General features: G+C 64.2%; 29 protein-coding genes. 11 read left to right on the top strand and 18 right to left on the bottom strand.

Annotation, left to right across the window (positions count from 1 at the left end):
* The 6 genes from RGD00_RS15415 to RGD00_RS15390 all read right to left on the bottom strand — a co-directional run.
* Nucleotides 1-895 (bottom strand): PepSY-associated TM helix domain-containing protein (locus RGD00_RS15415; protein WP_310458176.1); only part of this gene is annotated, 895 nt, incomplete at its 3' end.
* Between the two features lie 9 nt (nt 896-904).
* Nucleotides 905-1375, bottom strand: a complete 471-nt coding sequence (locus RGD00_RS15410; protein ID WP_011749552.1) for a DUF2271 domain-containing protein — start codon at nt 1373-1375, stop codon at nt 905-907.
* Nucleotides 1376-1401: 26 nt separating this feature from the next.
* Nucleotides 1402-1782 carry a PepSY domain-containing protein gene (locus RGD00_RS15405; RefSeq protein WP_011749551.1) on the bottom strand — a complete coding sequence of 127 codons (381 nt, stop codon included), beginning with the start codon at nt 1780-1782 and terminating at the stop codon, nt 1402-1404.
* Nucleotides 1783-1893: 111 nt separating this feature from the next.
* Nucleotides 1894-2196 carry a PepSY domain-containing protein gene (locus tag RGD00_RS15400; RefSeq protein WP_011749550.1) on the bottom strand — a complete coding sequence of 101 codons (303 nt, stop codon included), beginning with the start codon at nt 2194-2196 and terminating at the stop codon, nt 1894-1896.
* A 189-nt stretch (nt 2197-2385) separates the two neighbouring features.
* Nucleotides 2386-3018 (bottom strand): cytochrome b/b6 domain-containing protein, encoded by a 633-nt coding sequence (locus RGD00_RS15395; protein WP_310458175.1) that lies wholly within the window; start codon nt 3016-3018, stop codon nt 2386-2388.
* Nucleotides 3011-3325 (bottom strand): PepSY domain-containing protein, encoded by a 315-nt coding sequence (locus tag RGD00_RS15390; protein WP_073067636.1) that lies wholly within the window; start codon nt 3323-3325, stop codon nt 3011-3013. The genes RGD00_RS15395 and RGD00_RS15390 overlap by 8 nt, the downstream gene beginning before the upstream one ends.
* Before the next feature lie 141 nt (nt 3326-3466).
* On the opposite strand from RGD00_RS15390, the gene RGD00_RS15385 reads away from it, so the two are divergent.
* The 5 genes from RGD00_RS15385 (at nt 3467) to RGD00_RS15365 (ending at nt 9091) form a co-directional block, all read left to right on the top strand.
* Complete coding sequence (locus RGD00_RS15385) at nt 3467-4126, top strand: response regulator transcription factor (protein ID WP_073067634.1); 660 nt, start codon at nt 3467-3469, stop codon at nt 4124-4126.
* Nucleotides 4123-5481, top strand: coding sequence for an ATP-binding protein (locus RGD00_RS15380; RefSeq protein ID WP_073067631.1), 1359 nt, complete (start codon nt 4123-4125; stop codon nt 5479-5481). Before RGD00_RS15385 ends, RGD00_RS15380 begins: the two co-directional genes overlap by 4 nt.
* Nucleotides 5482-5871: 390 nt before the next feature.
* On the top strand, nt 5872-6777 hold the full coding sequence (locus tag RGD00_RS15375; RefSeq protein ID WP_310458174.1) for an alpha/beta hydrolase: 906 nt from the start codon (nt 5872-5874) through the stop codon (nt 6775-6777).
* A gap of 96 nt (nt 6778-6873) precedes the next feature.
* Nucleotides 6874-8649, top strand: a complete 1776-nt coding sequence (locus tag RGD00_RS15370) for a PHA/PHB synthase family protein (protein ID WP_310458173.1) — start codon at nt 6874-6876, stop codon at nt 8647-8649.
* An 82-nt stretch (nt 8650-8731) separates the two neighbouring features.
* Nucleotides 8732-9091: a hypothetical protein gene (locus RGD00_RS15365; protein WP_073067625.1), complete on the top strand. Its 360-nt coding sequence runs from the start codon at nt 8732-8734 to the stop codon at nt 9089-9091.
* 167 nt (nt 9092-9258) lie between these two features.
* On the opposite strand, the gene RGD00_RS15360 is transcribed toward RGD00_RS15365, so the two are convergent.
* Entirely contained in the window at nt 9259-9558 is a 300-nt protein-coding gene (locus tag RGD00_RS15360) for a hypothetical protein (RefSeq protein WP_310458172.1), read from the bottom strand.
* A gap of 172 nt (nt 9559-9730) precedes the next feature.
* Here RGD00_RS15360 and RGD00_RS15355 point away from each other — a divergent pair, with 172 nt between their 5' ends.
* The 6 genes from RGD00_RS15355 to RGD00_RS15330 all read left to right on the top strand — a co-directional run bounded on the left by RGD00_RS15355 (nt 9731) and on the right by RGD00_RS15330 (nt 16503).
* Nucleotides 9731-10378: a TetR/AcrR family transcriptional regulator gene (locus RGD00_RS15355; RefSeq protein ID WP_149766309.1), complete on the top strand. Its 648-nt coding sequence runs from the start codon at nt 9731-9733 to the stop codon at nt 10376-10378.
* Entirely contained in the window at nt 10375-11403 is a 1029-nt protein-coding gene (locus RGD00_RS15350; protein ID WP_094463105.1) for an HlyD family secretion protein, read from the top strand. The genes RGD00_RS15355 and RGD00_RS15350 overlap by 4 nt, the downstream gene beginning before the upstream one ends.
* Entirely contained in the window at nt 11400-14129 is a 2730-nt protein-coding gene (gene rbbA, locus RGD00_RS15345) for a ribosome-associated ATPase/putative transporter RbbA (RefSeq protein ID WP_310458171.1), read from the top strand. The genes RGD00_RS15350 and rbbA overlap by 4 nt, the downstream gene beginning before the upstream one ends.
* Nucleotide 14130: 1 nt before the next feature.
* On the top strand, nt 14131-15255 hold the full coding sequence (locus tag RGD00_RS15340) for an ABC transporter permease (protein WP_073067615.1): 1125 nt from the start codon (nt 14131-14133) through the stop codon (nt 15253-15255).
* Between the two features lie 2 nt (nt 15256-15257).
* Nucleotides 15258-15461 (top strand): hypothetical protein, encoded by a 204-nt coding sequence (locus RGD00_RS15335; RefSeq protein ID WP_073067613.1) that lies wholly within the window; start codon nt 15258-15260, stop codon nt 15459-15461.
* Nucleotides 15462-15531: 70 nt separating this feature from the next.
* Entirely contained in the window at nt 15532-16503 is a 972-nt protein-coding gene (locus RGD00_RS15330; RefSeq protein WP_073067611.1) for a LysR family transcriptional regulator, read from the top strand.
* Here RGD00_RS15330 and RGD00_RS15325 read toward each other — a convergent pair.
* The 11 genes from RGD00_RS15325 to RGD00_RS15275 form a co-directional block, all read right to left on the bottom strand.
* On the bottom strand, nt 16436-16675 hold the full coding sequence (locus RGD00_RS15325; RefSeq protein WP_073067609.1) for a DUF2274 domain-containing protein: 240 nt from the start codon (nt 16673-16675) through the stop codon (nt 16436-16438). The two genes, RGD00_RS15330 and RGD00_RS15325, sit on opposite strands and share 68 nt — an antisense overlap.
* A gap of 2 nt (nt 16676-16677) precedes the next feature.
* Entirely contained in the window at nt 16678-17805 is a 1128-nt protein-coding gene (locus RGD00_RS15320; protein WP_310458170.1) for a TraB/TrbI/VirB10 family type IV secretion system protein, read from the bottom strand.
* A complete protein-coding gene (gene trbG, locus RGD00_RS15315; protein ID WP_310458169.1) occupies nt 17802-18827 on the bottom strand; it encodes a P-type conjugative transfer protein TrbG in 1026 nt (341 codons plus the stop codon). The genes RGD00_RS15320 and trbG overlap by 4 nt, the downstream gene beginning before the upstream one ends.
* A complete protein-coding gene (gene trbF / locus RGD00_RS15310; RefSeq protein ID WP_310458168.1) occupies nt 18824-19513 on the bottom strand; it encodes a conjugal transfer protein TrbF in 690 nt (229 codons plus the stop codon). Before trbF ends, trbG begins: the two co-directional genes overlap by 4 nt.
* The gene (gene trbL, locus RGD00_RS15305) at nt 19510-20868 is read right to left on the bottom strand and encodes a P-type conjugative transfer protein TrbL (protein WP_310458167.1); all 1359 of its coding nucleotides are present in this window, start codon (nt 20866-20868) and stop codon (nt 19510-19512) included. Before trbL ends, trbF begins: the two co-directional genes overlap by 4 nt.
* A gap of 2 nt (nt 20869-20870) precedes the next feature.
* Entirely contained in the window at nt 20871-21158 is a 288-nt protein-coding gene (trbK-alt, locus tag RGD00_RS15300; protein WP_310458166.1) for a putative entry exclusion protein TrbK-alt, read from the bottom strand.
* Nucleotides 21159-21175: 17 nt separating this feature from the next.
* The gene (trbJ, locus tag RGD00_RS15295; RefSeq protein ID WP_310458165.1) at nt 21176-21958 is read right to left on the bottom strand and encodes a P-type conjugative transfer protein TrbJ; all 783 of its coding nucleotides are present in this window, start codon (nt 21956-21958) and stop codon (nt 21176-21178) included.
* A complete protein-coding gene (gene trbE, locus RGD00_RS15290; protein WP_310458164.1) occupies nt 21955-24465 on the bottom strand; it encodes a conjugal transfer protein TrbE in 2511 nt (836 codons plus the stop codon). The genes trbJ and trbE overlap by 4 nt, the downstream gene beginning before the upstream one ends.
* Nucleotides 24466-24475: 10 nt before the next feature.
* On the bottom strand, nt 24476-24757 hold the full coding sequence (locus tag RGD00_RS15285; RefSeq protein ID WP_310458163.1) for a VirB3 family type IV secretion system protein: 282 nt from the start codon (nt 24755-24757) through the stop codon (nt 24476-24478).
* The gene (locus RGD00_RS15280; RefSeq protein ID WP_310458162.1) at nt 24757-25086 is read right to left on the bottom strand and encodes a TrbC/VirB2 family type IV secretion system protein; all 330 of its coding nucleotides are present in this window, start codon (nt 25084-25086) and stop codon (nt 24757-24759) included. Before RGD00_RS15280 ends, RGD00_RS15285 begins: the two co-directional genes overlap by 1 nt.
* A partial coding sequence (locus tag RGD00_RS15275) for an ATPase, T2SS/T4P/T4SS family (RefSeq protein WP_310458161.1) occupies nt 25083-25503 on the bottom strand: 421 nt, incomplete at its 5' end. The genes RGD00_RS15280 and RGD00_RS15275, both read right to left, overlap by 4 nt.

Raw genomic sequence — 25503 nt, 5'->3', positions numbered from 1 at the left:
GCGCCAGCACACCCAGCACGAGGCCGAGAGATGCGGCCCCCTGCCCGGTATGCAGCATGTAGATGGTTTCAGATATCCGTTCCCACATCGTCAGCTCGGCCCAAGCCAGAAGCTCACCCGTCCCCTGATCAAGATAGCCGGAGCCGCGATCCGTCTTCAGGGTGAAGGCGTCCGTGGCGTCGCCCGGATAGGGAAAGCTCAGTTCGCGCAACTCCGTGACAGGAATCACGGAGAGCGGCTCCATCGCAGCAAGGGAGACCCCGGTGCTGCCGCTGACCTCGGTCGGAAAGGCCGGCGGTGCGGCGCCATCCGGCAGAAGATCGAAGGTCGAGGCGGCCATCCACAGTGCGGTCGCCGAGGACAGAATCAGCCCCGCGACCGCCACGCGGGCGATCCCGGTATGGATGCGGCTCGATGCCGGCCCGCGCAAAGGGGTGAACCAGCGCCGCCAGCCGCCCATGCGCCGCGCGACCAGCATCGCGCCGGAGACCGACAGGACCAGCATCGCCGCCGCACCGGCGGCCATGACGATACGGCCGGCATCGCCAAGAAACAGCGAGCGGTGAAGGCTGGTCAGCCAGCGTTCGACCGGGTTCGGATCGGCGCTGGCGATGCCCTTGCCGGTCGCGGGGTCGATCACCGCCGCGCCGGGCGTGCCGTCGTCGAACCAGAACGCAGTAATCCGGCCCGAGGGCGCACGCCGGATCTGCTCCACCCCCGGATAGGCAGTCCGGATGCGTTCTGAGAGATCGGCAACGGTCAGGCCGGCCTCGGCCTGCGGCGTGGAAAACCGCTCGGCCACTGGAAAGACCGAGAGCGCCGCCCCGCTGATCGCGAGGACCATGACGAGAGCAAGGGCCAGCAGACCCGGCCAGCGATGCAGCATGCGGATCATGGCGGCATCTCACATGTCGTAGCGGAGGCTGGCGACATAGCGGCGGCCGGGCACGGGCTGCCCCGCTCCTGCCGCCGTCAACGGCACGGCGATGTCGTTCGGACTGTCGCGCATGTCCTCGACGGCGGCATCGACATGCAGCGTGTAGCCCGCATCGAACAGCGCATCGGCAAGGTCGAGGGTGATTTCCAGCGACCGGCCCGCGCCGACACTGGCGCCGGTGATGCCGTCGATCTGCGCCAGGTCGCCGCCGGTGGCGCGATACCAGTCGCTGAGATGTTCGTAATATTTCGATTTGCCGCCGGCCATCCACAGGGTTCCGGCATATGCCCCCTGCGCATCGGTAACGTAGAGAACCAGATAGGCGCCATCGCCGCCGTAAGTGTTCAGCGTGGTGGTGAGGGTGACAGGCCGGGCCATGGCAAGGCCGGGGGCCACCAGGGCCGAAGTCAGCGCAAGGGCTGCAAGGAAGGATTTCATGTCTCTGCTCTCTTCTGCATGATTTGTCAGTTCACCCGCACCACGGGCGGGGTGCCGTTCTGGAACAGCGGATTGGCGGGCGGGGCCGAGGGGGCGACAGGGGTTGCACCGCCGCGATCCCGCTTGCGGTCCTGCTCGCCGTCCCTGTGGCGCAGCTTGACGACCTGCAATGTCGCGGGATCCAGCTTGGCCTTGATGCGCCGGCCCTGGGCATCGCGACCCTTGACCTCCCAGCAGCCGTCGTCGGCCTCAACCTTCTCGACATGCCAGCCGAGGCCGGCGGCGGCCTGCATCACCGCCTCGCGCGGCTGCCAGGCGCCGCGAGGCACATGGCAGTCGTCGCCCGCCAACGCCCCCGCCGCGGGCAATACCGCGAGAGCGGCTACGGCGATCAAAAGAGTTTTCATGGTTCGAATGTCCTTTACGATCATCTCGGGGGCATTTTCCCGGCTATGGCCGCGGCGAACGCCCACGTGGGCAAGGCTCCACCGCGATGACGGGGCGGAGCCTTGCGGCGATCAGTTGCGCTTTTCGGGCTTGGTGCCGTCGCTCCAGCGCTTGACCTTGCCGTCGATCACCTCGAGCGTTCCGGGATCGACGGTCATCTTCAGGCTGTTGCCGCCCTGGTCGATGACGTTCAACTCGTAACAGCCATCGTCGAGTTCCATTTTCGAGATGGTCCAGCCGAACTCGTCGGTCACTTGAACAAGAGCTTCCCAGGACTGCATGTTCTCGGTCGGCACGTTGCATTTCTCGTCGGCGAGCGCGGCCCCGGCGGGGATCGCGAGGGCGAATGCGGTGGCGGTCAGGATAGTTTTCATGGCTATGCTCCTCAGCCTTGGTTGCCTGATGAAACCAATCTGGAGGGCGCGGCTGACGTGATCCTGATCGCCGCGAAAAACCTGCGTCAGCTTTCCGTCAGCCTGCCCCGACGAACCGCAACGGTCGCGCGAAACAAACCGGCCCCGCCAGACAGGCGGGGCCGCAACAACAGCGGGAATGCGTAACGATCAGGTCATGTCATTTGCGCCAGGGGGGCGCTTTCGGCCCGTGACCATGGCACGGGGCAGGTTCTCCCGATGGCGCCATGAGGTGAGCGCCACACCTCCGACATGCAGGGCCACGAGGACCAACGCCAAGTTGGCCAGCGTTTCATGCACCTCCTTCAAGGTCTTGTCCCCCCTGACTTCCCGGCTGCCATGCTCGCCCACAAACGTCACGGCACGGGCTTCCTCGATCGACTGTTCGAGCAACCAGCCGCTCAGCGCGGTGCCGGAAAGCGTAACCATAAGTGCCACGATCATCGCGGCGCCGGCCGGGTTGTGCCCGAGATGGCGCCGCTCCCGCCCGCGCAGCATGTCTCCGAGATAGACCAGCGTCGCGGCAGGGCCACGCATGAATTGCGCGAAGCGGGCATGGTGACTGCCGACAAAACCCCAGATCAGGCGGAGCACAAGCAATGCCGCCACCGCATAGCCGGCCGGCTCGTGAAGCGGTTGCACCTCGTCCGCCGCGAGCCATGCCACTGCAAAGGCGGCAACCAGGCCCCAATGAAAGCTGCGCACCACCGGATCCCAGACCCGCACCACGCGCATGGTATCGGCAACGTCCGAAATACCGCCGTCCCTTTTCGCCTCAATCATGTTTGCGTCCCCTGCCCTCACGGAAGTGCCGTTCACCTCCGTCCTCGTATTCGACCTCGATCACCTGAAGCGTGCCGGGATCGACCGTCGCCTCGATGCGGCGTCCTTCCCGGTCCGTGCCTTTTATCTCGTAGCAGCCGTCGTCGATCTTGATGCGCCGCACCACCCATCCGTTTTCTTCCGCAAGCCGCACCACCGCACTTCTTGGCAGCCAGTCTGCCAGCGGCACGGCACAGTCGTCGCCGGCAAGTGCAGCCCCGGACGGAAGGACCACGAGAAAGGTCAGAATTGTCAGCGATCTCTTCATGGACCACACTCCGTATAACGGTCATCGGATGACATTCTGCGTCGCGAACCTGACGGGATGCTGAAGCCTGGGGCGTCCCGCCATCAGCTTTGCGTCAGCCCGGATCGCCATAATGGCCAGAGGCAAATGAGTAGGAAGATCATGCGAATCCTGCTGATCGAGGATGATACCGTTCTGGGTGCCGCCGTGCGGGACCAGATCGCCGCGGGTGGCCAGTCGGTGGACTGGGTCACGCGCCTGGATGCGGCCGGCGATGCGATGGCCGGTGCCGGTTATGATCTGATATTGCTGGACCTGATGCTGCCCGACGGACGCGGCATCACCTTCCTTCGGTCGCTGCGCGCCGGCGGCAACGTGACGCCGGTGATCATCCTGACCGCGCTGGACCAGATCTCGGACCGGATCGAAGGCTTGAATGCCGGTGCCGACGACTATCTGGTCAAGCCCTTCGATCTGGCCGAGCTTTCCGCGCGCATCGGCTCGGTCGCGCGGCGCTATAGCGGCAATCCCAACCCGATCATCGTCCACGGCGCACTTGCCGTCGACCTTGCCTTGCGCAGCATCCGCAGCGACGGCCGGCCGGTGCAACTGACGGCGCGCGAATGGGCGCTGTTCGAGGCGTTCCTCACCCGCCCCGGCCAGCTTCTGTCCAAGGCACAACTTGAGGAAAAGCTTTATGCCTTCGATACCGAGGTGGAAAGCAACACCATCGAGGTTCATGTCAGCCGGCTGCGCAAGAAGCTGGGCGCCGCGGTGATCGAGACCGAGCGCGGATTGGGCTACCGGCTGGGTTCGCCATGACGATGCCACGCAGCCTTCAGATGCGGTTGGGGGTGTCGCTGGGCATCCTTCTGACGCTGCTGTGGATCGCCGCCGCCGCCACCACGGCGGTCATGCTGCGGCACGAGATGGACAGGATCTTCGACTCGTCACTACAGGAGGCGGCGCAGCGCCTATTGCCGCTGGCCGCTGTCGAGATCGTCGGACGTGAGGAGGAAGGTGTGACGCAACACCTTGCCGACCTGCGCGACCACGACGAATTCCTCACCTATATCGTGCGCGACGACGAGGGGCGGATCCTTCTGCAATCGCATGAGGCCGACCCCGCCATCTTCCCGGAATGGGATGGGCCGGGCTTTCACACGACCGCAACCCATCGCCTGTATGGCGAGGACGCCCTGCAAGGCACGATCCGCCTCACGGTCGCCGAGCCGCTTGCCCATCGCGCGACGGCGGCACGCGATGTCTGGGCGGGCCTGGGACTGCCGTTGCTGGTGTTCATCCCTGCCGCTCTGCTGGCGATCGTATTGACCGTCCGCTCGGGCCTGGCCCCGCTGCGCCACTACCGCGACCGGCTGGCCGCGCGTTCACCGCGCGACCTTGCCCCCGTCGCCTGCAACGATCTCCCCGTCGAGGTCGCGCCGGTAGGGCTGGCGGTCAATGTGCTGCTGGCGCAACTCAAGTCCACATTCGAGGCCGAACGCACCTTCGCCGCCAACGCCGCACATGAATTGCGAACACCGCTGGCAGGCGCAATCGCGCAGGCCCAGCGGATACAGGTGGAAACGAAAGATACCGGCGCCGGCCACAGGGCCGCCGAGATCGAGGCCTCGCTGAAGCGGCTGGCCCGGATCGCCGAGCGGCTGCTGCAACTGGCTCGGGCGGAGGGCGGGCGGTTGCGGCTCGATCACCTATCCGATCTTCGCATCACCGCCCGCCTGGTTGTGGACGATATCGAGAGGACCGCACCGAACCGGATCGCACTCGCTCTGCCGGAGCACCCGGTAATGTCCGACCTCGACCCCGATGCGTTTGGCATCATCTGCCGCAACCTGGTCGAGAACGCCCTGCGGCACGGCGCATCTGACGAGCCGATCGAGGTAAGCCTCGGTGAGGATGGCACGTTCCGCGTCGCCAATGAAGGCCCCGTCGTGCCGACAGAAGCACTTGGCCGGCTGGCCCGCCGTTTTGAGAGGGGGACAGCCGGAACGGAAGGCAGCGGGCTTGGCCTTGCCATCGTCGCCAGCATTGCGGACCGGATTTCGTCAAAGCTCACCTTGCAATCGCCGGGGCCGGAAAGCTCGTCCGGCTTTGAGGCGGTATTGGTTCTCCCGACAGCTTCACGGAGGTTGAACGAAGCTGCCGGCGCCCGATAGTCGCAACCATCGGACCGACCTTTGGCCGGCCGTTCGCCCGACTGGATGCTTGCCTGACATGACTGAGGCGCCTTGGTGAGTCGAGAATGAGGTTGCCTGGAGGGTTGATGCTAGTAAGTGATTACTTCTATTATGCGTCGATATGGTTTTTTGACCTGATGAAAGGTACCTTGGTGCATTATGCGTGTTCAGGTCATCCTGCTGGTCCTTCTCATGATACCCTGTTTGGCTGCGGGGTGTGCATCTCGACCAGATGAGGGCGTCCTTGCCTCGGGTCCAAGTCCATCGGGAGCAGAGGTCGTAAACTTGTATGCCGTGACTAACCGGATACGACATGCGCCATCCTCTGACGATCCGACGCCCAGTTTCAGTGATGCACGAGCCACGATCTTGTCGGCGACGCGCTTTTCCATCTCGGTCCCGCCGGCGCACAAGACCGGCAACATCGAATGGCCGGGGCGGGATCCGGATCCGCTGGTCGCCATGACCGTCGCCGCTAGACAGGACATGCCGCTGTCCGCCCTCATAGATGATATCGCATCCGGGCCAAGACGTGCCGACGTACGAATCTTCGTGCACGGCTACAATACCAGCCTTCAGGAAGGCCTGTTTCGCTTGGCGCAGGTTACCTATGACAGCGGAGGGGAGGGTGCAGCGATATTGTTCTCCTGGCCCTCGACTGCGACCATGGTGGGATATGCCGCTGATCGTGAAGCCGTAACCTACTCGCGCGACCATTTGACGGAACTGTTGACAATGCTGGCTCGGGACAAGCGGATCGGGCAGATCACAGTGTTGGGTCACTCGATGGGCGGGTGGTTGGTAATGGAAACTTTACGGCAGTTGCGGTTAATCGGGGATGATCCCACCCTTCGCAGGTTACAGGTCGTCCTGGCCGCGCCGGATATTGATGTAGACGTATTTCGCGCACAACTCCGCGCAATAGGGCCGCTGGACCCACCCTTGACCGTGCTGGTCGCCCCCGACGATCGGGCGTTGCGGATCTCGGCAAGGCTGAATGCCGGGAGACCGCGGGTCGGGGCGCTGAATGTCGGGGATCCGCGAATCGCCGTAACCGCCGAAGCTTCTGGTGTCGCCCTCATTGATGTTGGCGATATCCGATCCCCGGATGCTCAGGGGCACAGCCGATACGCGATGCTTGCCGCGCTCTATCCAAGCATGCGTCTGCAACCAGGTCAGGCGATATCGGATGCCGGTGCATTTGTGCTGGAACGGACTGGGATGGCCGCGACGGGACCTTTCATTCTGAGCGCCGGAGGGATCACGGCAAACTGACGGCTATGGGCGATTGGCTAGACCGGTTACATAAAATGGTTGTGCCTGAAGCAAAAAGTAAGTAATAACGCACTTCTATAAGGATGGAGTGCGACCATGACTGATTCGTCTGTAGCCGGCGTTCCCGCGACAGCAGGCGATGGTCAGCCACAGCGCGCCGACCCGCTGGATCAGCTGGCGTATATGACACTTGCTCGCTCCACCCGCGGGCTGTCGCCCGCCGCCGCGCAACTCGCCTGGCATGACTGGGCGCTTCATCTGGCAATCTCGCCGGGCAAGCGGCGAAAATTGCTTGAAGAAGCCTTCGACGGGCACCGGCGGTTTCTAAACTATGTTTTGCGTTCGGCCGCCAACCCCAACTGCCCCAACTGCGTTGAGCCTTTGGAACAGGACCGCCGTTTCGAAGGCGACGCCTGGCAAAAATGGCCCTTCAACGTCATCCATCAGGGCTTCCTGCTGCAACAGGAATGGTGGCAATCCGCCGCGTCCGGGGTGCGGGGCGTCTCGGGCCAGCATGAGGACATGGTGTCCTTTTCCGCCCGGCAATGGTTGGACATGTTGTCGCCGGTCAATTTTTTCTGGACCAATCCCGAGGTGCTACAAAAGACCGCCGAGACTGCTGGGGCCAATCTATTGCAGGGCGCGAGGAACTGGCTGGAAGATCTGGGAGGCCTTCTCGCCGGCGCACCGCCTGCAAACAGCGAGGGCTTCATTGTCGGCAAGGATGTGGGGGTGACGCCGGGCAAGGTCGTCTTCCGAAACCATCTGATCGAACTGATCCAATACGCGCCCGCCACACCCAGGGTATATGCCGCGCCGGTGCTGATCGTGCCATCGTGGATCATGAAATACTATATCCTCGACCTGTCACCACATAATTCGATGGTGTGTTGGCTGGTCGATCAGGGGCATACCGTTTTCATGGTTTCGTGGCGCAATCCCGGATCGGATGATCGCGATCTGGGGATGGAGGATTATCGCCAGCTTGGGGTGATGGCGGCACTAGATGCGGTGGGCGCCATCGTGCCTGAGCGCCAGGTGAACGCGGTCGGCTATTGCCTTGGCGGCACGCTGCTGGCTATTGCCGCGGCCGCCATGGCGCGTGACGGAGATGAGCGGCTGCGCAGCATGTCCCTCTTGGCAGCGGAAATCGACTTCCGCGAGCCGGGTGAATTGTCGCTGTTCATCGGCGAAAGCCAGCTTGCCTTTCTTGAATCGATCATGGCCGATAAAGGCTATCTGGACGGCTGGCAGATGGCGGGCGCGTTCCAGTTGCTCAATTCACAGGATTTGATCTGGTCACGACGAATGAAGGAGTATCTGCTGGGCGAACGGCTAGAACTGTTCGACCTGATGGCCTGGAACAGCGATACCACACGTATGCCGGCGCGGATGCACAGCGAATATCTGCGCAAGCTCTACCTAGATAACGACTTTGCCGACGGGCGCTATTTGGTCGACGGCATTCCGGCGATCCCGAGCGACATCCACCTGCCGGTCTTTGCCGTAGGCACGGTGCGCGACCACGTGGCGCCGTGGAAAACCGTTTACAAGGTCCATCGACTGATCGGCGGCGCTGATGTCACTTTTGTCTTGACCAGCGGTGGCCACAATGCCGGCGTGGTTAGCGAACCGGGCCACGCCAATCGCAGCTTCCAGATCGCCACGCGCAAACATGGCCAGCGCTTTACCGATCCCGACAAGTGGCGCGAGAAAATCCCGGCGCAACAAGGTTCATGGTGGCCGGCGTGGGGTGATTGGCTGGCCGCGCGCTCGTCCGAGGAGCAGGTCGTCCCGCCGTCGATGGGGGCCACGAAAGCTGGCCTTGCGCCGCTGGGGGAAGCTCCCGGCACCTACGTGCTGGAGAGATGATCGCAATGGTTCAGGAATAGCGACAGATCAAAGCGCGCGCCCGGCAACAGACAAAGCCCCTATCCCACCGTAGGAGTCTGCAATGGAGATTGATATGCACCCTCTTAACCTGCATAAGGCAAATTTAGAGTTGATGCTTCGTATTCTAAACCTGTCACAAGATTTCCGCCATCGCGGGCTTGAGGCCGCATCCCGCTATCACGAGGATGTCATCGCAAAGACCAGGGCAGAGTTCGGCCGAGTCTCGCAGCAATATGAACCCGAAACTTCCTTCAGCTTGCCGACAGATATTTTCATGCAGTTGGCTGGAGCCAGCATGAGCGGGGTCCTGGCCATGGGGGCACCACTGGTTGCGGCGCAGACTGCCTATGCTCAAGGCCTGCAAAAGGCGATCCAGGAATGGCAAGCTGCGGTCGTGCAACGCGCGTCGCCGGGTTCCTGAGTTGTGATATTGGCAGCCCGACGGCCGGGGTATGACTCGGTCCTATACGCATCTCAGGTGGTCCATGATGCAGGCCGTGAGGATTGCCGTCAGAGGTGCGAAACCGCCCACCACCGAGGTTCTCAAAGCCATGGCATGAGGTTCCGGGATTTGGCCCGCCCCTGAGGTCATGCACAGCAGATCGCCATCGCGCTCCCAACTACCCGTCCGGAAAAGAATGGGGCGCGGATCGTGACTGTGCCGCTGACATCATAGCGCAAATGGACCCTGGCCCCCATGCGCCGCGCGACCAGATCCTTATCGACGATCTGCTCCGCAATCTCAGCGGCACTCATGACCTCGGCCTGCGCGGGCTGTGCCACAACCGACAGGCTTAAAGCGGCGATGAGGATGAGGGCATTTGGTGTGACGTAACATTGTGAGATCTCCGATTGATCCCCACCCTTGAATTTGGCTCTCGCCGGCATCGCGCATCTCCACATTCAAGAATCAAGCGATCAATCACTTCTATTAATTTATCATGCGAATCCTGGATGGTGAATGGTTACTTCACCAGATTTTCCCATTGACGAGTCATCTACAAACTCATAGGAAGTGAACACATACTTTTCATCAAACACGCTTATCCGAGGGCATATCATGCGTGCAAAATATCTGCCCGCCGAGCAGCGCCGCGCCGAGGCGGTCGAGGCGGTCGTGGAACTGGCAGCGCACGCCAATCCGGAAACCATCACCACCACCGAGGTTGCCGCACATATGCGCATGACGCAGGGGGCGCTGTTCAAGCACTTCCCGAACAAGGAAGCGCTCTGGCTGGGGACGATGGAGTGGGTGGCCGACCGGCTGCTGGCGCGCATCGATCGGCTGGCGGGCGCGCAGGCCGAACCCATGGCCGCCCTCGAGGCAATGTTTCTGGGCCATGTCGACTTCATCGCCGAACATCCCGGTGTGCCGCGGATGATCTTCGGTCAGCTTCAGCGCAACAGTGATACGGCGGCGAAGCGGATGGCGCGCGTGCTGCTTGAAAACTACGCCACGCGGCTGCACCGCATCCTGTCGGCGGGCGTGGCAGAAGGCGCGCTGAGCCGGGAGCTGGATATCGAGGCCGCAGCCACGCTTTATTTGGGCATGATCCAGGGTCTTGTCGTGCAGCTTTTGTTGCATGGCGACGTGACCCGGATGCGCGCCGATGCGTTGCGAGTTTTCGTAATCTATCGCACGGGCGTCCTGGGTAGCGCCAACCCACCGACCGGTAACGCCGACGACTGCAACGAGGTCACATCATGACCCGCCGTGTTTCCATGATCATCCTCGCCATTGCGCTGGCCGGGCTGATGGGCTTTGGCGCTTGGACGGTGCTGTTGAAACCCTCCGACCTGCCACCGGATGGATTTTCGCGCGGCAACGGCCGCATCGAGGCCGATCTGATCGACATTTCGCCGCGACTGGCGGGGCGCATCGCGGAAATCCGCGTGCGCGAGGGAGACCGGGTCAGCAAAGGCGACGTGCTGGTGGTGATGGATACGGCAGAACTGCGCGCACAACTGGCCCGCGCCGAGGCAGCCGTGGAGAGCGCCCATGCCGCCGTCGGGGTAGCCTCAGCTCAAGTGGACGAGGCCGAGGCGCGGCTGGCGCTGGCAGAGAGCGAGGCGACCCGCACCGAGCGGTTGGCCAGCCGCGATATTACCTCGCAAGCCAATCTGGACATCAAGCGCACCGAGGTCAGTGTCGCCGAAGCCGGACTTGCGGCGGCCCATGCAACGCTTCGTTCACGGGAACGCAGTGTCGATGCCGAGGCCGCAGCCCGCGACGAGATCGCGGCCAGGATCGCAGATGCCACGCTGCATGCTGAGGGAGCGGGACGGGTGCTTTACCGGCTGGCCCAGCCGGGCGAGATCATCGGCGCCGGCGGCAATATCCTGACGCTGGCCAGTCTCGAAGATGTCTATATGGAATTTTTCCTGCCCGCTGCTGACGCACCAAGGGTGGTAATCGGTGACGAGGCGCGGATCGTGGCCGACATCATGCCTGATCGCGCGATGCCGGCGCAGGTGATGTTCGTCTCGCCGCAGGCCCAGTTCACCCCCAAACAGGTCGAGACCCTGACCGAGCGCGAAAACCTGATGTTTCGTATCCGGGTGCGGGTGCCGCCTGAACTGGTCGAGGCGCGCGCAGATCAGGTCAAGACCGGCGTGCGCGGCGTGGTCTGGGTGCGGTTGGCCGATCCGGATGGCCACCTGCCAAGCTGGCCCGTCGGCCTGACGCCACCGTTGATCGACCTGCCCGCGACAGCCGGCGCAGACACGCCATGACAACGCCCGAACCCGTCGCCCGGCTGGAGGGTGTTACGCATCGCTATGGCAAGGTGCTGGCGCTTGCGGATGTCTCGCTTGACCTGCCCGCCGGGCGGATGGTCGGGCTGATCGGCCCCGACGGGGTCGGCAAATCGACGCTGATGGGGCTCGTTGCTGGCGCCAAGCGCCTTCAGGAGGGCGGCATCACCTGCCTTGGTGGCGCCATGGGCAGCGCGCGCCACCGCAACGCGGTCGGCAACCGATTGGCCTTCATGCCGCAGGGCTTGGGCAAGAACCTCTACCACGATCTTTCGGTGCGCGAGAATCTGGAGTTCTTCGGCAAGCTGTTCGGCCTCGGCCGGGCCGATCGGTCGGCAAGGATCGCGCGCCTGACGCGGGCGACCGGGCTGTTTCCTTTTCTCGAGCGACCCGCCGGCAAACTCTCAGGGGGGATGAAGCAGAAGACAGGGCTTTGCGCGGCGCTGATCCATGACCCGGACTTCCTGTTGCTGGACGAGCCGACAACCGGCGTCGATCCGCTGTCGCGCCGCCAGTTCTGGGATCTGATCGAAGCCATTCGCAGGGACCGTCCGCAAATGAGCGTGCTGGTCTCGACCGCCTATATGGAGGAAGCGGCGCTTTTCGATCACCTGGTGGCGATGAACGACGGTCATGTTCTGGCAGAAGGCTCGCCACAGGCGCTGATGGGGCGGACCGGCACCGTATCGGTTGGGGATGCCTATGTCAGCCTGCTGCGGCGCACGGGCGGGCCGGATGACGGCGCAGCAGATACGCCGGTGATCTCGCCCGCGACACCCTCTCCCTCACCGGATGGAGACATCGCTATCAAGGCGCGGGGCCTGACCCGACGTTTCGGCGATTTCACCGCTGTCGACAACGTCAGCTTCGACATTCCACGCGGCGAGATTTTCGGCTTTCTCGGCTCGAACGGCTGCGGCAAGACCACGACCATGAAGATGCTGACCGGCCTCTTGCCACCCAGCGAGGGCGAGGCCTGGATCTTCGGCCGCCCCATCGCCGAGCAGGGCATGGATGCCCGCGCCCGCGTCGGTTTCATGACACAGGCGTTTTCGCTTTATGGCGAACTCAGCGTGCACGAGAACCTGGTCCTGCACGCGCGACTGTTCCATCTGCCCCGCGAACTGGCGCGCACCCGCATTGATGATCTGGTCGCCCGCTTCGGTCTGACGGATTACCTTGACCAGCCTGCGGGCGGCTTGCCGCTGGGCTTGCGGCAACGGCTGTCGCTGGCGGTTGCCGTCATCCATTCGCCGGAAATCCTGATCCTGGACGAGCCGACCTCGGGCGTGGATCCGCAGGCCCGCGATGATTTCTGGCAATTGCTGATGGAGCTGTCGCGCAAGGATCGGGTGACGATTTTCATTTCGACCCATTTCATGGATGAGGCGCTGCGTTGTGACCGCATGTCGCTGATGCATGCCGGCCGTGTCCTCATCACTGACACGCCGCAGGGCATCGTCGCACAAAGCGGCACAGCCGATCTGGAACAGGCCTTCATCCACTATATTTCCGCTGCCATCCCGCCCGAGGCGCCGGTGGCCGAGGGGCTGGCAAGCGAGCCGGCCCCGCCTGTCGATGCCACCGGCTTCAGCCTCAGCCGGATGCTGGCCTATACCGCGCGCGAGGCAATGCAGGTGCGACGCGACCCGGTGCGGCTGGTCTTTGCCTTCCTCGGCTCGGCGGTGCTGCTGTTGATCATGTCCTTCGGCATCTCGCAGGACGTGCGCAACATCCCCTTCGCGGTGCTGGACCATGACCGCAGCCCGGAAAGTCGCGCCTGGCTGTCAGCCTTCGAGGATTCGGGCTGGTTCATCCGCCATGCCGATCTGCACGACGTGGACGCGCTGCGCGAGCGCCTTGCCAGCGGCGAGCTGACACTGGCGGTCGAGATTCCACCGGATTTCGGTGCCGACCTGCGCGCAGGCCATGGGACCAGCATTGCCGCCACCATCGACGGCACCGACACCAGTCGCGCGGGCACCGTGGAAAGCTATGTGACCGGCGCCAACCAGATGGCAGCAGCGACCTTGCCGACAGGCCCGGCCTTGGTGACGCCAGCCGTGCAGATGGAGCCGCGCTTTCGCTACAATTCGGCGATGGAGAGCTTGCCGGCCATCGGCCCGACCATCCCACCGATGCTGCTCTTGCTGTTTCCGGCGATCCTGATGGCGGTCAGCGTGGCACGGGAAAAGGAAATCGGCACCATCACCAATTTCTATGTCACGCCGACCGGGAGGGCCGAGTTCCTGATCGGCAAGCAACTGGTCTATGTCGGTATCACGCTGATGAACTTTGCCATTCTGACTGTGCTCGTGGTGGTGGTGCTGGGGGTGCCGCTGAAAGGCAGTCCAATGGTGCTGGTCCTGGCCACACTGGTCTATGCGCTGGCGGCGACCGGCTGGGGACTGATGATCTCGATGATCGCGGGCACACAGGTGACGGCAGCCTTCGCTGCGGCAGTTCTGTCGGTCATGCCAACGATGCAGTTCTCGGGCATGATGGTGCCAGTCTCTTCGCTTGAAGGGCCGGCACAGACCATCGGTTACCTATGGCCGACCACATGGTACATGATGGTTAGTGTCGGCAGCTTCACCAAGGGTATGAGCCTTGCCGACCTTGGCGATGCGCTGTGGCGACTGGCGCTGTTCGGACCAGCGTTCACCGCCATCGCCATCCTGTTGCTGCGCAAGCAGGAGCGGTAAGATGCGCGCCATCCTCAATATCTTCTGGCTAATCGGCAAAGAGATCAAGAGCACTCTCGGCGATCCGGTCATGGTGGGGCTGATCCTGTGGTCGTTCTTTTTCGCGGTGATGATGGAGGCGCGCGGCGCGGGCGACACCGTGCACAATGCCTCCATTGCCATTGTTGACGAGGACAACTCGCCACTCAGCCGCCAGATTGCCGGTGCCCTGATGCCGCCTTGGTTCCAGACCCCCCTCTATATGAACGCCAATCAGGCGGCGGCGGCGATGGACCGGGGCGACGTGATGTTCACGCTGAATTTCCCGCCCGATTTCGGTTCTGACGCCATCGCGGGCCGCGCGCCGGTGGCGCAGTTGCTGGCGGACGCAACCGCCGTCTCGCAGGCGCAGCTTGGCAGCGATTACCTTCGCAATATCGTAGCTGACGAATCGCGCGTCTTTCTGACCGGCCGATCCGACGCGCCTGTACCTGATCTGGATCTTGAACTGCGCCGCGCCTTCAACCCAAACGGCAATCCGATCTGGTTCAAGACGCTTTCATCGCTGCTCAATCAGCTGTCGTTGCTGACCATCGTCCTGACCGGCGCCGCAATGCTGCGCGAGCGTGAGCACGGCACCATCGAGCATCTGATGGTGATGCCGCTCTCGCCGGTCGAGGTGGCACTGTCCAAGGTGCTGGCGGTTATGCTTATCGTATTGGTGGCCTTTGCCGGCTCGCTGCTGGTAGTGGTGCAGGGCATCCTCGGCGTGCCTGTGGCGGGGTCGATGCCACTTCTGGTCATGGGCGCGGCGGTCTATCTGTGGGCAGCTGCGGCGATCGGGATGCTGCTTGGCACGCTGGCGCGTTCCATGGCGCAGTTTGCGCTCCTGATTGTGATGACCATCATCCCCATCATCATGCTGTCAGGCGGCTTCAGCGCCATCGAGAGCCAGCCCGACGCCGTGCGGCGCCTGACCATGCTGCTGCCTTCGCGCCACTTCCTCGCCTTCGCTAAGGCGGTTGCCTTCCGTGGTGCCGGATTGGCGGCGGTCTGGATGCAGCTTGCGCTGATGATCAGTCTCGGCGCCGCCTTCTTCGCGGCCAGTCTGGTGCTGTTTCGCCGCTCAATGAACGTGACGGGGTGAGCATGAGTTTTTTTATGCCCATGTTCGCGGCCGGTGCGTTCGGCATGAAGGTGTCTGGGGTGGCCCGCCATGTAAGCGACTTCGAGGACGACCTTTCGGAACGACGCTCGGGGCTTATGTCCGCTATCAGCGCAATGACGCAACCTTTGCCGCCATGGCTTATGAGGGACGGCATCTTCGGCCTTGAGTTCCGGACGGCGTTCTGATGACTGGTTTGGCCCTTTATGGTAGCCGCAGCGCCGGCCTCGACGTTCCCAGGCATGGCAGGGTGCCAGCATGACGGAAGACGTGGTCAGGCAACGTGATGTCATCGAGCTTCGCCATCTCCGTTATTTCGTGGCTGCGGCCGAGCATGGCAGTTTCCGCAAGGCGGGGGCGGCTCTCGGCCTGTCGCAATCGGCAATCAGCCGGTGTATCGCCGATCTTGAGGGTCATATCGGGGCATCCCTGTTCCACCGACATACATCGGGGGTCACGCAAACCTATGCTGGCCAGCGCTTTCTTATTCGCGCGCGTGAAGTGATCAGGAGTGTCAGTGAAGGCGCGCACGATGTCGCGGTGGTCGGACGATCTGAAGAGGGGACATTACGGATTGGTATTTACTCCTCGATCGCCTCGGGCTTCCTGGCCGAGTTGCTTGGAACCTATGGTCGTCGTCACCGCAAGGTCGAGATCGAGATGGTCGACGGTAATCCCGTCGAGCATGTTTCGGCGATCCGGCAGTTGAACCTCGATGTCGCCTTCGTCACCGGGACGAGGGAGTGGCCCGATTGTGAACGACAGCTCCTTTGGTCCGAGCGCGTGTTCGCTGTTCTGCCATCCGATCACCGCTTGACCTGCAGTGAGGGGCTGACCTGGCGTGATCTGTCCGAAGAAACTTTCATGGTGAGCGAGACCGCACCAGGCCAGGAGATTCACGATTATCTGGTTCGCTGCCTTGCCGGTCTCGGAAAGCACCCCGAGATCCAGATGCAGCAAGTCAGCCGGGACAACCTTGTGCCGCTCGTTGCGCTCGGCCGGGGGCTGACGCTTGTGAGCGAAGCCATGACCGTGGCACAGTTTCCCGGCGTTGCTTATCGACCGATCCTCGGGGAGGTTCTTCCCTTCTCGGCAGTGTGGTCCGCTAAAAATGACAATCCAGCGTTTCGACGACTGCTTAGCCTGGCAAAGGCATTGGCGATCAAACCTGCCCTGCAGGGCGCGGGCCGGCACGTCGCGCCTTCGCAAAGCCCCGGTCAGTTGCAATGAACCGCTCCAGCATCGGCACGATCAACCTGACCGGATCGGCGACGGGCTGGTCGCTCTTGCGGGCCAGCACCTCAGCATAGGCGGCCAGATCGCGGTGAAGCGGCCCCGGCAATTCCACCGTCACCTTGACCGGCTTGTCCTCGACAATAGGGCCGAGTTTCAGTTTCGTCATGGTCAACCTCCTGCGGGTTCGAACACAAGGTCGCGGGTGACGATAATGCGAACCGGGAAGCCGGGCCGGATGGTCAGCGTGGGCGCGACCTGCAACTGGCGCTGCACGATCTGCTGGCCCGCCTGATTGACGGTATCCTGCGCGCCGTCTCGGATAGCCCGGATAAGCCGGTCCTCGTCGCTGGTCGCCAGCTCCGTGCCGACTGCGAGCAGCGTGGACAGCCCTGCGGCCTTCATCAGATCCCACCAATGGTAATCGACGCCATCCTCAAGGCCCGCGTAACCGCTGGCGTCCGCGCCCGGCAGGCGCTCAAGGATGATGGAACGTCCGCCCGGCAGGATCAGGCGATTCCACACCAGCAACACCCTGCGCTGGCCGAAGGTCACGCCATCATCGTATTGACCGATGATCCGCGTTCCCTGCGGGATCAGGAGTAGGCTGCCGGTCGGGCTGTCATAGACGTTCTCGGTCACTTGAGCAGTAATCTGGCCGGGCAGGTCCGAACGGATGCCGGTGATGAGCGCGGCCGGAATAACGGCCCCAGCCTGCAATATCCACGGCGAGTGCGGCGGTGTGACGCGATCCGGCGCAACGGTCTGCCGGTCCACCGGCCCGTTGAGGAAAGCCGTGTGCCGGTTCTGCCCGTCCGGCTGTCCGCCGAGGCCAAGACCGGCAAGGCCGGGCATGGCCGCCCCTGCCGGCGCTCCCGTGCGCGGGCCAGACTGGAAGAACACATTGCTCAACCGCGCGGCCTCCTCCTCGGCAAGCCGACGTTGCTCCTCGGGATCAACAGCGGGCGTGGTAATCGCCGGTGGCACGACAGGCTGGCCCCGGTTCTGCGCGTCGAGGATCGGACGGCCGAGGTCGCCCGGCAATGCAGGCCCCAGGACCGGGCCGGTATAGTCGCGCGGCAAGCCGGCGAGGCCGTCCGCCGTGGGGCGGTTCTCGGTCGAATAGAGTTCTTCGCCTCCCGGCCCTGCATCGCGGGTCTGGAGCGCGTAGATCAGCGCGCCCCCGATGCCGAGAAGGGCGACGGCTCCCGCGCCTGCCAGAACCTTGCGAGACAGACGTGTGACGCGAGGCGGCTCGGCGCGCAACCGCATGGATGCTGTGGTGTCGGTGCCACTCATGAAGGTGATCCTCCCGTGGTCGCACCGGCTGGCTGGGCTGCGGCCTGCGTCTGCTCGACGCGGACGATCCTGACGACCTGCTGGCGGTCGCCGCTCCCGAGGCGAAGTTCCGCTGCGCCGAACAGCCTGTCCACGATCAGGACGTTCTGGTGGATACGGCTGTTGACGATCTGCAGTTCACCGTCCGATCCAAGGACGAACAAAGGCGGCATCTCGCCCTGAACGATGCCGCGCGGGAAAACGACATAGACACGCCTGCCGTCGTCGAAGACGGAAGCCGGTCGCCATGGCGGGCTGCTGCCCTGCACCTGCAAGCCGTAACGATAGTTGCGCGCAGCCTCGGCCGGGATGGCGGGGGCAGAGGGCGTGGTGGCGCGGCTTCCCGGCGGTGGTGCTGGATAGGCCCATGCGACGGCGGGCATGTAGAGCGCCTCCCGCGCGCGCAGTTCGATCATGTAGATCCGGCGGTCGGTAGTGATGACGAGGTTGGTCGAGATGTCCGGCCGGGTCGGCTTCACCAGCACATGCACGCGGCGGGTCGGGCCGCTGCCGCTCTCGGTGTCACCGATGATCCAGCGGGCGGTATCGCCGGCGGCAATCGGCCCCGCGCCGGTCAGGCTCTCGCCCGGTTCCAGCGCGATGGTGGTGATCTGCCCGACTGCGGCATAGACCTGATAGAGCGCACCTGCCGACCACGGATAAATCTGGATCGCGTTGTAGTAGCCTTCGCGGCGCGGCTCGACGCGGGCAGCGGCATTGGCGTTCTCGACGCGGGCCGTCGCCGTGCCGGCAGCCTCGCCACCCCGCGCCACTGTCCAGGCGGGCGGGACATGCAGCGGCCGGGGCGTTATGTCGGTCGCAGCCGCCTGCACGGTTGGCAAGGGCGGCACATCGGCGTCGTAGCTGAACTGCGGCGTCCGGTTGGTCGCGCAGCCGGCCAGCATGGCGGAAAGCAGCAAAGCCGCGCAGGCGGGTTTACGGAAACCCGGAAACCCGGCTTTGCGGAAAGTCGTGCGGGTCATTGGCTCATCTCCCGCGACCAGTTGATCGCGTTGACATAGATTCCGAGGGGATTGGCGCGCAGCCGCTCGGCGTCGCGTGGGGGCTGGATCACGATGGTCAGGATCGCGGTCCATCGCTCGGTGGTGGAGAGCTGGCCGTTCTCATAGTGCCGCTCAGACCAGGCCACACGGAAGCTGTCCGGCGACGCCCGGATGATGCTCGACACTTCGACGGCGACCTGCTGTCGGCCGACGCGCGAGAAAGGATCATTGGAGCGGGCGTAGTCGTTCAGCGCAGCCGCGCCTCGGTCGGTGGTGAACTCGTAGGCCCTGAGCCAGTTCTGGCGGACGACGATGGCGTCGGCCGGGAGCGCGCGCACCTGTTCGATGAAGCGGCCAAGGTGAAAGGCGATCTGCGGATCGGTCGGTCGATAATCGGCCGATGCCGGCGCGACGGCTTGCGCCTGGCCGAGATTGTCCACCTGAACGACCCAGGGCACGATGGTTCCGCGCGCCGATTGCCAGACAAGCGCCCCGGCGAACCCGAGCGAGAGGATCAGCGAGCCGAACGCCATGGTACGCCAATTTCTTGCCTGGACCCTGGCTGAACCGATGCGCTCATCCCAAACCTGCGCGGCACGTTGATAGGGCGTTTCCGGTTCCGGCACCTTGCCGTAATGGGTCGTCGGTCGTTTAAAGATGTTCATGTGCGGTCACTTTCGGAAAGGCTGACGGAGGAGCCGCCACCGTGGCTGTCACCGGATCTGACGGCATGAGCGGCAGCGGTGACGCCGTGGCTCATTGACCGGCCGCGGCGCATTTTCTGCGCCCAGGCCGGCGGACCATCAGAGGCTGAGGGGGTTGATGGATCAGGCGATGGGGCGCCCCCGACCGTGCCCATGGAAGAGCTGCCGCCGGAGGCCGCGAACCCGGCTCTTGCGCCATCCGAATAGCTGGATTTCACGCTGTCGGCGGCACGGGAGGCTGCTCGCTTCAAAGGCGAGATGGCAGCCGAGCCTGCGGCGCGCGCCACACCGCCAAGCCCGGAGGCGACCCCGGCCGCGCCGGAGTCGCCCATGGAGCCGAGGGAATAGGCCGACGAGGCCGCACCGGCGGCCGAGGCGCCACCGCGCGCAAGCGCAGCACCGCCCGAGAGTGCGGCACCGCCGCCGCGCGCGGCGAGCATGGTCGCGCCACCGGCAGCGATTGCTGCACCGCCGACAGCCAAGCCGGTCCCGATGGCGGCGCCAGCGCTGAGTTGCGGGCCGCCGGAGACGAGGCCGGTGGCGATGCCGGGGCCGAATATACCGAGACCGAGCAACGACAAGGCTGCCAGCACAATGGCCATGGCGTCGTCCACGGTTGGGGCAACGCCGCCGAAGCCGGCGGTAAACTGGCCGAAGAGCGTCGAGCCGATGCCGATGATGACGGCCAATACCAGCACCTTGATGCCGCTGGAGACGACATTGCCCAGCACCCGTTCGGCCATGAAAGCGGTCTTGCCGAACAGGCCGAAGGGGATCAGCACGAAGCCCGCAAGCGTCGTCAGTTTGAACTCGATCAAGGTGACGAAGAGCTGGATCGCCAGAATGAAGAACGCCAAAATCACGAGCGCCCAGGCGAAGAACAGGCAAAGGATCTGCACCAGGTTCTCGAAGACGGCGATCCAGCCCATGAGGTCAGAAATGGATTCGAGAAGCGGGCGCCCGGCATCGAGGCCGATCTGGGCGACGCGACCGGGGCACAGGAGATCGGCGGCGGAAAACCCGGTGCCGGAGGCCATGAGGCCGAGGCCCGCAAAACTCTCGAAGACGATGCGGGAGAGGTTGTTCCAGTTCGAGATGATGTAGGCGAAGACACCGACGAAGATCGTTTTCTTCACCAGGCGCGCGATGATGTCGTCGTCGGCGCCCCAGGCCCAGAACAGGGCGGCGAGCGTGACGTCGATGACGATCAGCGTTGTGGCGATAAAGGCCACCTCACCGCCGAGCAGTCCGAAGCCCGAGTCGATGTAGCTGGTGAAGATGCCAAGAAAGTTGTCGATGACCCCCGTTCCGCCCATGACTACTGCCCCCCATCCAGACCAGGCGCAGACTGCGCGGGCGCCCGGCCGAGGAAGCGGTCGCGGGTCTCGGCCCAGACGCCCAGGCATTCGACATCATTGGCTGCCGCTTCGCCCATCTCCTGACAGCGGCGCTGCCCTTCGCGCAGGGGATCGACCTGCCGCGCAAGTGAAGGAGCGGAAGGTGCTGGCGTGGTGGCTTCCTCGCGGGTCATCTCGATGATCGCCGCGGTGATCGCGACGGCGACGAGCACGATGGCCGCGATCCGGGCCAGCACCTTCCCTTCCATGATCTGCCCTCCCCGGCTCAGTTGAACATCTGCGCGTTGCCGGGCTGGTAGCCCGAACCCGGGGTGAGGAACCGCTCGCGCTGGATGCGGCCCTGCTCGGCGGCGGTCGCGCGTTCGGCCTCCATGAGGGCCTCGGCCCGGCCATTGGCCGATATGACCGCGATCAGGTCGGAAAGCTGCTGCGACTGGAGGGCGAGAAGCTGGTTGCCGGCCTGCGTAGCTTGCAGCGCCCCGGTCGCGCCCTGGCTTTCGCCGACGAGCGCGGACATCTCGGCGCGGTTGCTGTCGATATTCCCGACGACGCCGGCCTGCACCCGCATCGCATCCTGAAGACCACCGACGGTATTCTCCCAGCGCGACCGGGCATCCGCTATGAGCTGCTGGTCGGTCGCGGTCAGGGACAGATTGCCGTAGTCCTGCTGGAACATCTGGTCGATGTTCTGCACGTCGAAGGCGATGTTCTGGGCCTCCCCGAGAAGCTGCTGGGTGCGCTGGACGTTCTGCTGAAGCGCCTGAAGCGAGCTGTGGGGCAGGCTCGCAAGGTTGCGGGCCTGGTTGATCAGCATCTGCGCTTCGTTCTGGAGCGAGGTGATCTGGTTGTTGATCTGCTCCAGCGTGCGGGCGGCGGTCAGCAGGTTCTCGGCGTGGTTGGTCGGATCATAGACGATCCGGCCGAACCCGCCGAAGAAGGCGTGCGCCGGTGTCGTGAAGACCGGCGCCAGTGCCAGCGGTGCGGCGAGCGCAAGGGCCAGAGCCGAGGCCCTGGCCATGCGCGTGTTCCGGGGCATTCTGCGCGTCATGGGATGATCTCCTCTTCTTCCAGGGTGAACTCGAATTCGTCGTCGGCGAAGGCGACGGGCGACAGGTCTTCGCTGTCGGTCGCGAGATTGGTGAGATCCGGGATGAGATCGGCGGCCCATTCGACGCCCCGCACTCTGAGCCAGGCGTCGAGGAAGCCATCGCGGCCATGCTCGGCGAGGGTGTCGGCGATCAGCGCCTGATCGGATTTGGCGGATGCGGCGCAGAGCGCCAGGCCGACCTCGGACAGGCCCAACTCGAACAGGCGATTGCCCCTACGGCTTTGGCAGTAATAGTCCCGCTTGGGCGCGGCCCGCGCCAAAATCTCGATCTGACGGTCGTTCAAGCCGAAGCGGCGATAGATGGCCGTGATTTGCGGCTCGATGGCGCGCTCGTTCGGCAGCAAGAGCCGGGTCGGGCAGCTTTCGATGATCGCCGGTGCGATGGTGCTGCCGTCGATGTCGGACAGGCTTTGCGTGGCGAAGACGACGCTGGCATTCTTTTTGCGGAGCGTTTTCAACCACTCCCTGAGCTGGCCGGCAAACCCCTCGTCGTCCAGCGCAAGCCAGCCTTCATCGATGATCAGCAACGTCGGTCGGCCGTCCAGGCGGTCGCCGATGCGGTGGAACAGATAGGACAGGACGGCGGGCGCCGCGCCGGTGCCGACCAGTCCCTCGATCTCGAACGCCTGCACATCCGACGAACCGAGATGTTCGGCTTCCGCATCGAGCAGCCGGCCATAGGGACCGCCGATGCAATAGGAGCGCAGCGCCTGTTTCAGATCATTGGATTGCAGCAGCACGGCGAGGCCGGTGATGGTGCGTTCCCCGACCGGGGCGGAGGCGAGCGAGGTCAGTGCCGTCCAGAGATGTTCCTTCACCTCGGGCGTGATCTGGATGCTCTCGCGCATCAGGATTGCCACGATCCAGTCGGCCGCCCGGGCGCGCTCGGCAGTTTCGTGGATGCGGGCCAGCGGTTGCAGCGAAACGGACGTCTCGGAAGCGTCGGTCAATTCACCCCCGAGATCATGCCAGTCACCCTGCATCGCGAGTGCGCAGGCGCGGATGGAGCCGCCGAAATCGAAGGCGAAGACCTGTGAGCGCGCGTACCGACGGAACTGCAAGGCCATCAGCGCCAGCAGCACCGACTTGCCGGCGCCGGTCGGTCCGACGACAAGGGTATGGCCTACGTCGCCGACATGAAGGGACAGCCGGAACGGGGTCGATCCTTCGGTTCTGCCGTAAAGCAGCGGGGGCGCGCCGAAGTGATCGTCCCGTTCCGGCCCCGCCCACACGGCGCTTGAGGGAACCATGTGGGCAAGGTTGAGCGTCGAAACCGGCGGTTGGCGGACATTGGCATAGGCATGTCCGGGCAGGCTGCCGAGCCAGGCGTCGACGGCATTGACCGTCTCGACCATGACGCTGAAATCGCGGGACTGGATGATCTTCTCGACCAGGCGCAGCTTTTCGTCGGCGCGGCGGGCGTCCTCGTCCCAGACGGTGACGGTCGCGGTGACATAGGCCATGCCGGCCATGTCGGCGCCGAGTTCCTGCAAGGCCATATCCGCGTCGGCGGCCTTGTTCGCGGCATCGGTGTCCACGAGCGCGGATTGCTCGTTGGTCATCACCTCCTTGATGATCGCCGCGATGCTCTTGCGCTTGGCGAACCATTGCCGCCTGATCTTCGTTAGCAGCCTGGTGGCGTCGGTCTTGTCCATGAGGATGGCGCGGGTGGACCAGCGGTAGGGGAAGGCCAGCCGGTTCATCTCGTCAAGCAGGCCGGGGGTGGTCGTGCCGGGAAAGCCGGTGATCGTCAGCACCCGGAGATGCTGAGTGCCCAGGCGCGGCTCCAGCCCGCCGGTCAGCGGCTGATCGGCCAGCAGAGCGTCGAGATACATCGGCACTTCCGGCACGCGGACGCGATGCCGATTGGTCGAGATGGTGGAATGGAGGTAAGTCAGCGTGCCGGCGTCATCGAGCCAGCTACATTCCGGCATGAAGCCGTCGAGCAGCGCCAGCACGCGGTCGGTGCGGTCGATGAAGCCGCGCACCAGCTCCCACGGGTTCACGCCCGAGGTCTCGCGGCCCTCGTAAAGCCAGGACTCCGATCGTGCGGCGTCTTCGGCGGGCGGGAGCCAGAGGAAGGTCAGGAAGTAACCGGAGACGAAATGGCTGCCCTCTTCCTCGAAATCGGCCTTGCGCTCGGCATCGACCAATGCCGAGGCGGGATCGGGGAAGCGGTCCGCAGGATAGGTTGCGGCCTCCGAACGCTGCGCTTCCACGAAAATGGCCCAGCCAGAGCCGAGACGGCGGAAGGCGTTGTTCAGCCGCCCGGCGACCGCGACCAGTTCGGCCGCGACGGCGGAATCCAGATCCGGCCCGCGAAACTTCGCCGTCCTCTGGAAGGAACCATCCTTGTTGAGGACAACGCCCTCCCCGACCAGGGCGACCCAAGGAAGATAATCGGCCAGGCGGGATGCGGTGCGGCGGTATTCTGCGAGATTCATCATGGATCAAACCTCACACCGAGAGATAGCCGGGGATGCGCAAATGGCGGCGCGCGACCTCGACGAAGAGCGGATCGCGCTTGGCGGCCCAGACGGCGGCGATGTGACCAACCGCCCAGATCAGGATGCCCGCGAGCCAGAGCTGGAGACCGAGGCCGACTGCCCCGGCCAGCGTGCCGTTCAGGATCGCGACAGAGCGTGGAGCACCGCCGAGCAGGATCGGCTCGGTCAGGGCGCGGTGAACCGGCACCGCGAAGCCGGGCACGGTATCGAGGGCCTCGAAACTCACCGCCATCAGACCAGCGCCCCGCCGCCGAAGCTGAAGAACGACAGGAAGAAGCTGGAGGCCGCGAAGGCGATGGAGATGCCGAAGACGATCTGGATCAGCCGCCGGAAGCCTCCACCCGTATCGCCGAAAGCCAACGTCAGGCCGGTGACGATGATGATGATCACCGCCACGATTTTCGCCACCGGACCTTCGACGGATTCGAGGATGGATTGCAGCGGCGCTTCCCAGGGCATCGAGGAGCCGGAGGCAAAGGCCGGGGACGTCATCAGGCTCATCCAGGCGACGGCCGAGGCGGTTGCGATATGGTGACGGATGCGGAAGGCACGACGGATCATGCAGGGTCTCCAGTGTTGCGAGTGGTGTCGGGTTCTGAAAAGGCGGGGAAAATCCGGTAGTCGCCGTCGGGTCTGAGACCTTCGACGCGGGCGAGTTCAACAAGCCGCCGTGCGGAACCGCGACCGGCGAGGACAGCCACGAGGTCGATGGTTTCGGCGATCATGGAGCGCGGGACGGTAACGACAGCTTCCTGGATCAGTTGTTCGAGGCGGCGCAGCGCGCCAATGCCGGAACCGGCGTGAATGGTGCCGATGCCGCCCGGATGGCCGGTTCCCCAGGCTTTGAGGAGATCGAGCGCCTCGGCGCCGCGCACCTCACCGATCGGAATGCGGTCGGGACGCAGGCGCAGCGAGGAACGGACCAGATCGGACAGAGTGGCAACGCCATCCTTGGTCCGCATGGCGACGAGGTTGGGC

It is taken from the genome of Ruixingdingia sedimenti, assembly GCF_031432425.1.
Classification (GTDB): domain Bacteria; phylum Pseudomonadota; class Alphaproteobacteria; order Rhodobacterales; family Rhodobacteraceae; genus Ruixingdingia; species Ruixingdingia sedimenti.
The sequence above is the reverse complement of the archived record's forward strand: the minus strand, read 5'-3'. Positions and strand labels throughout refer to the sequence as shown.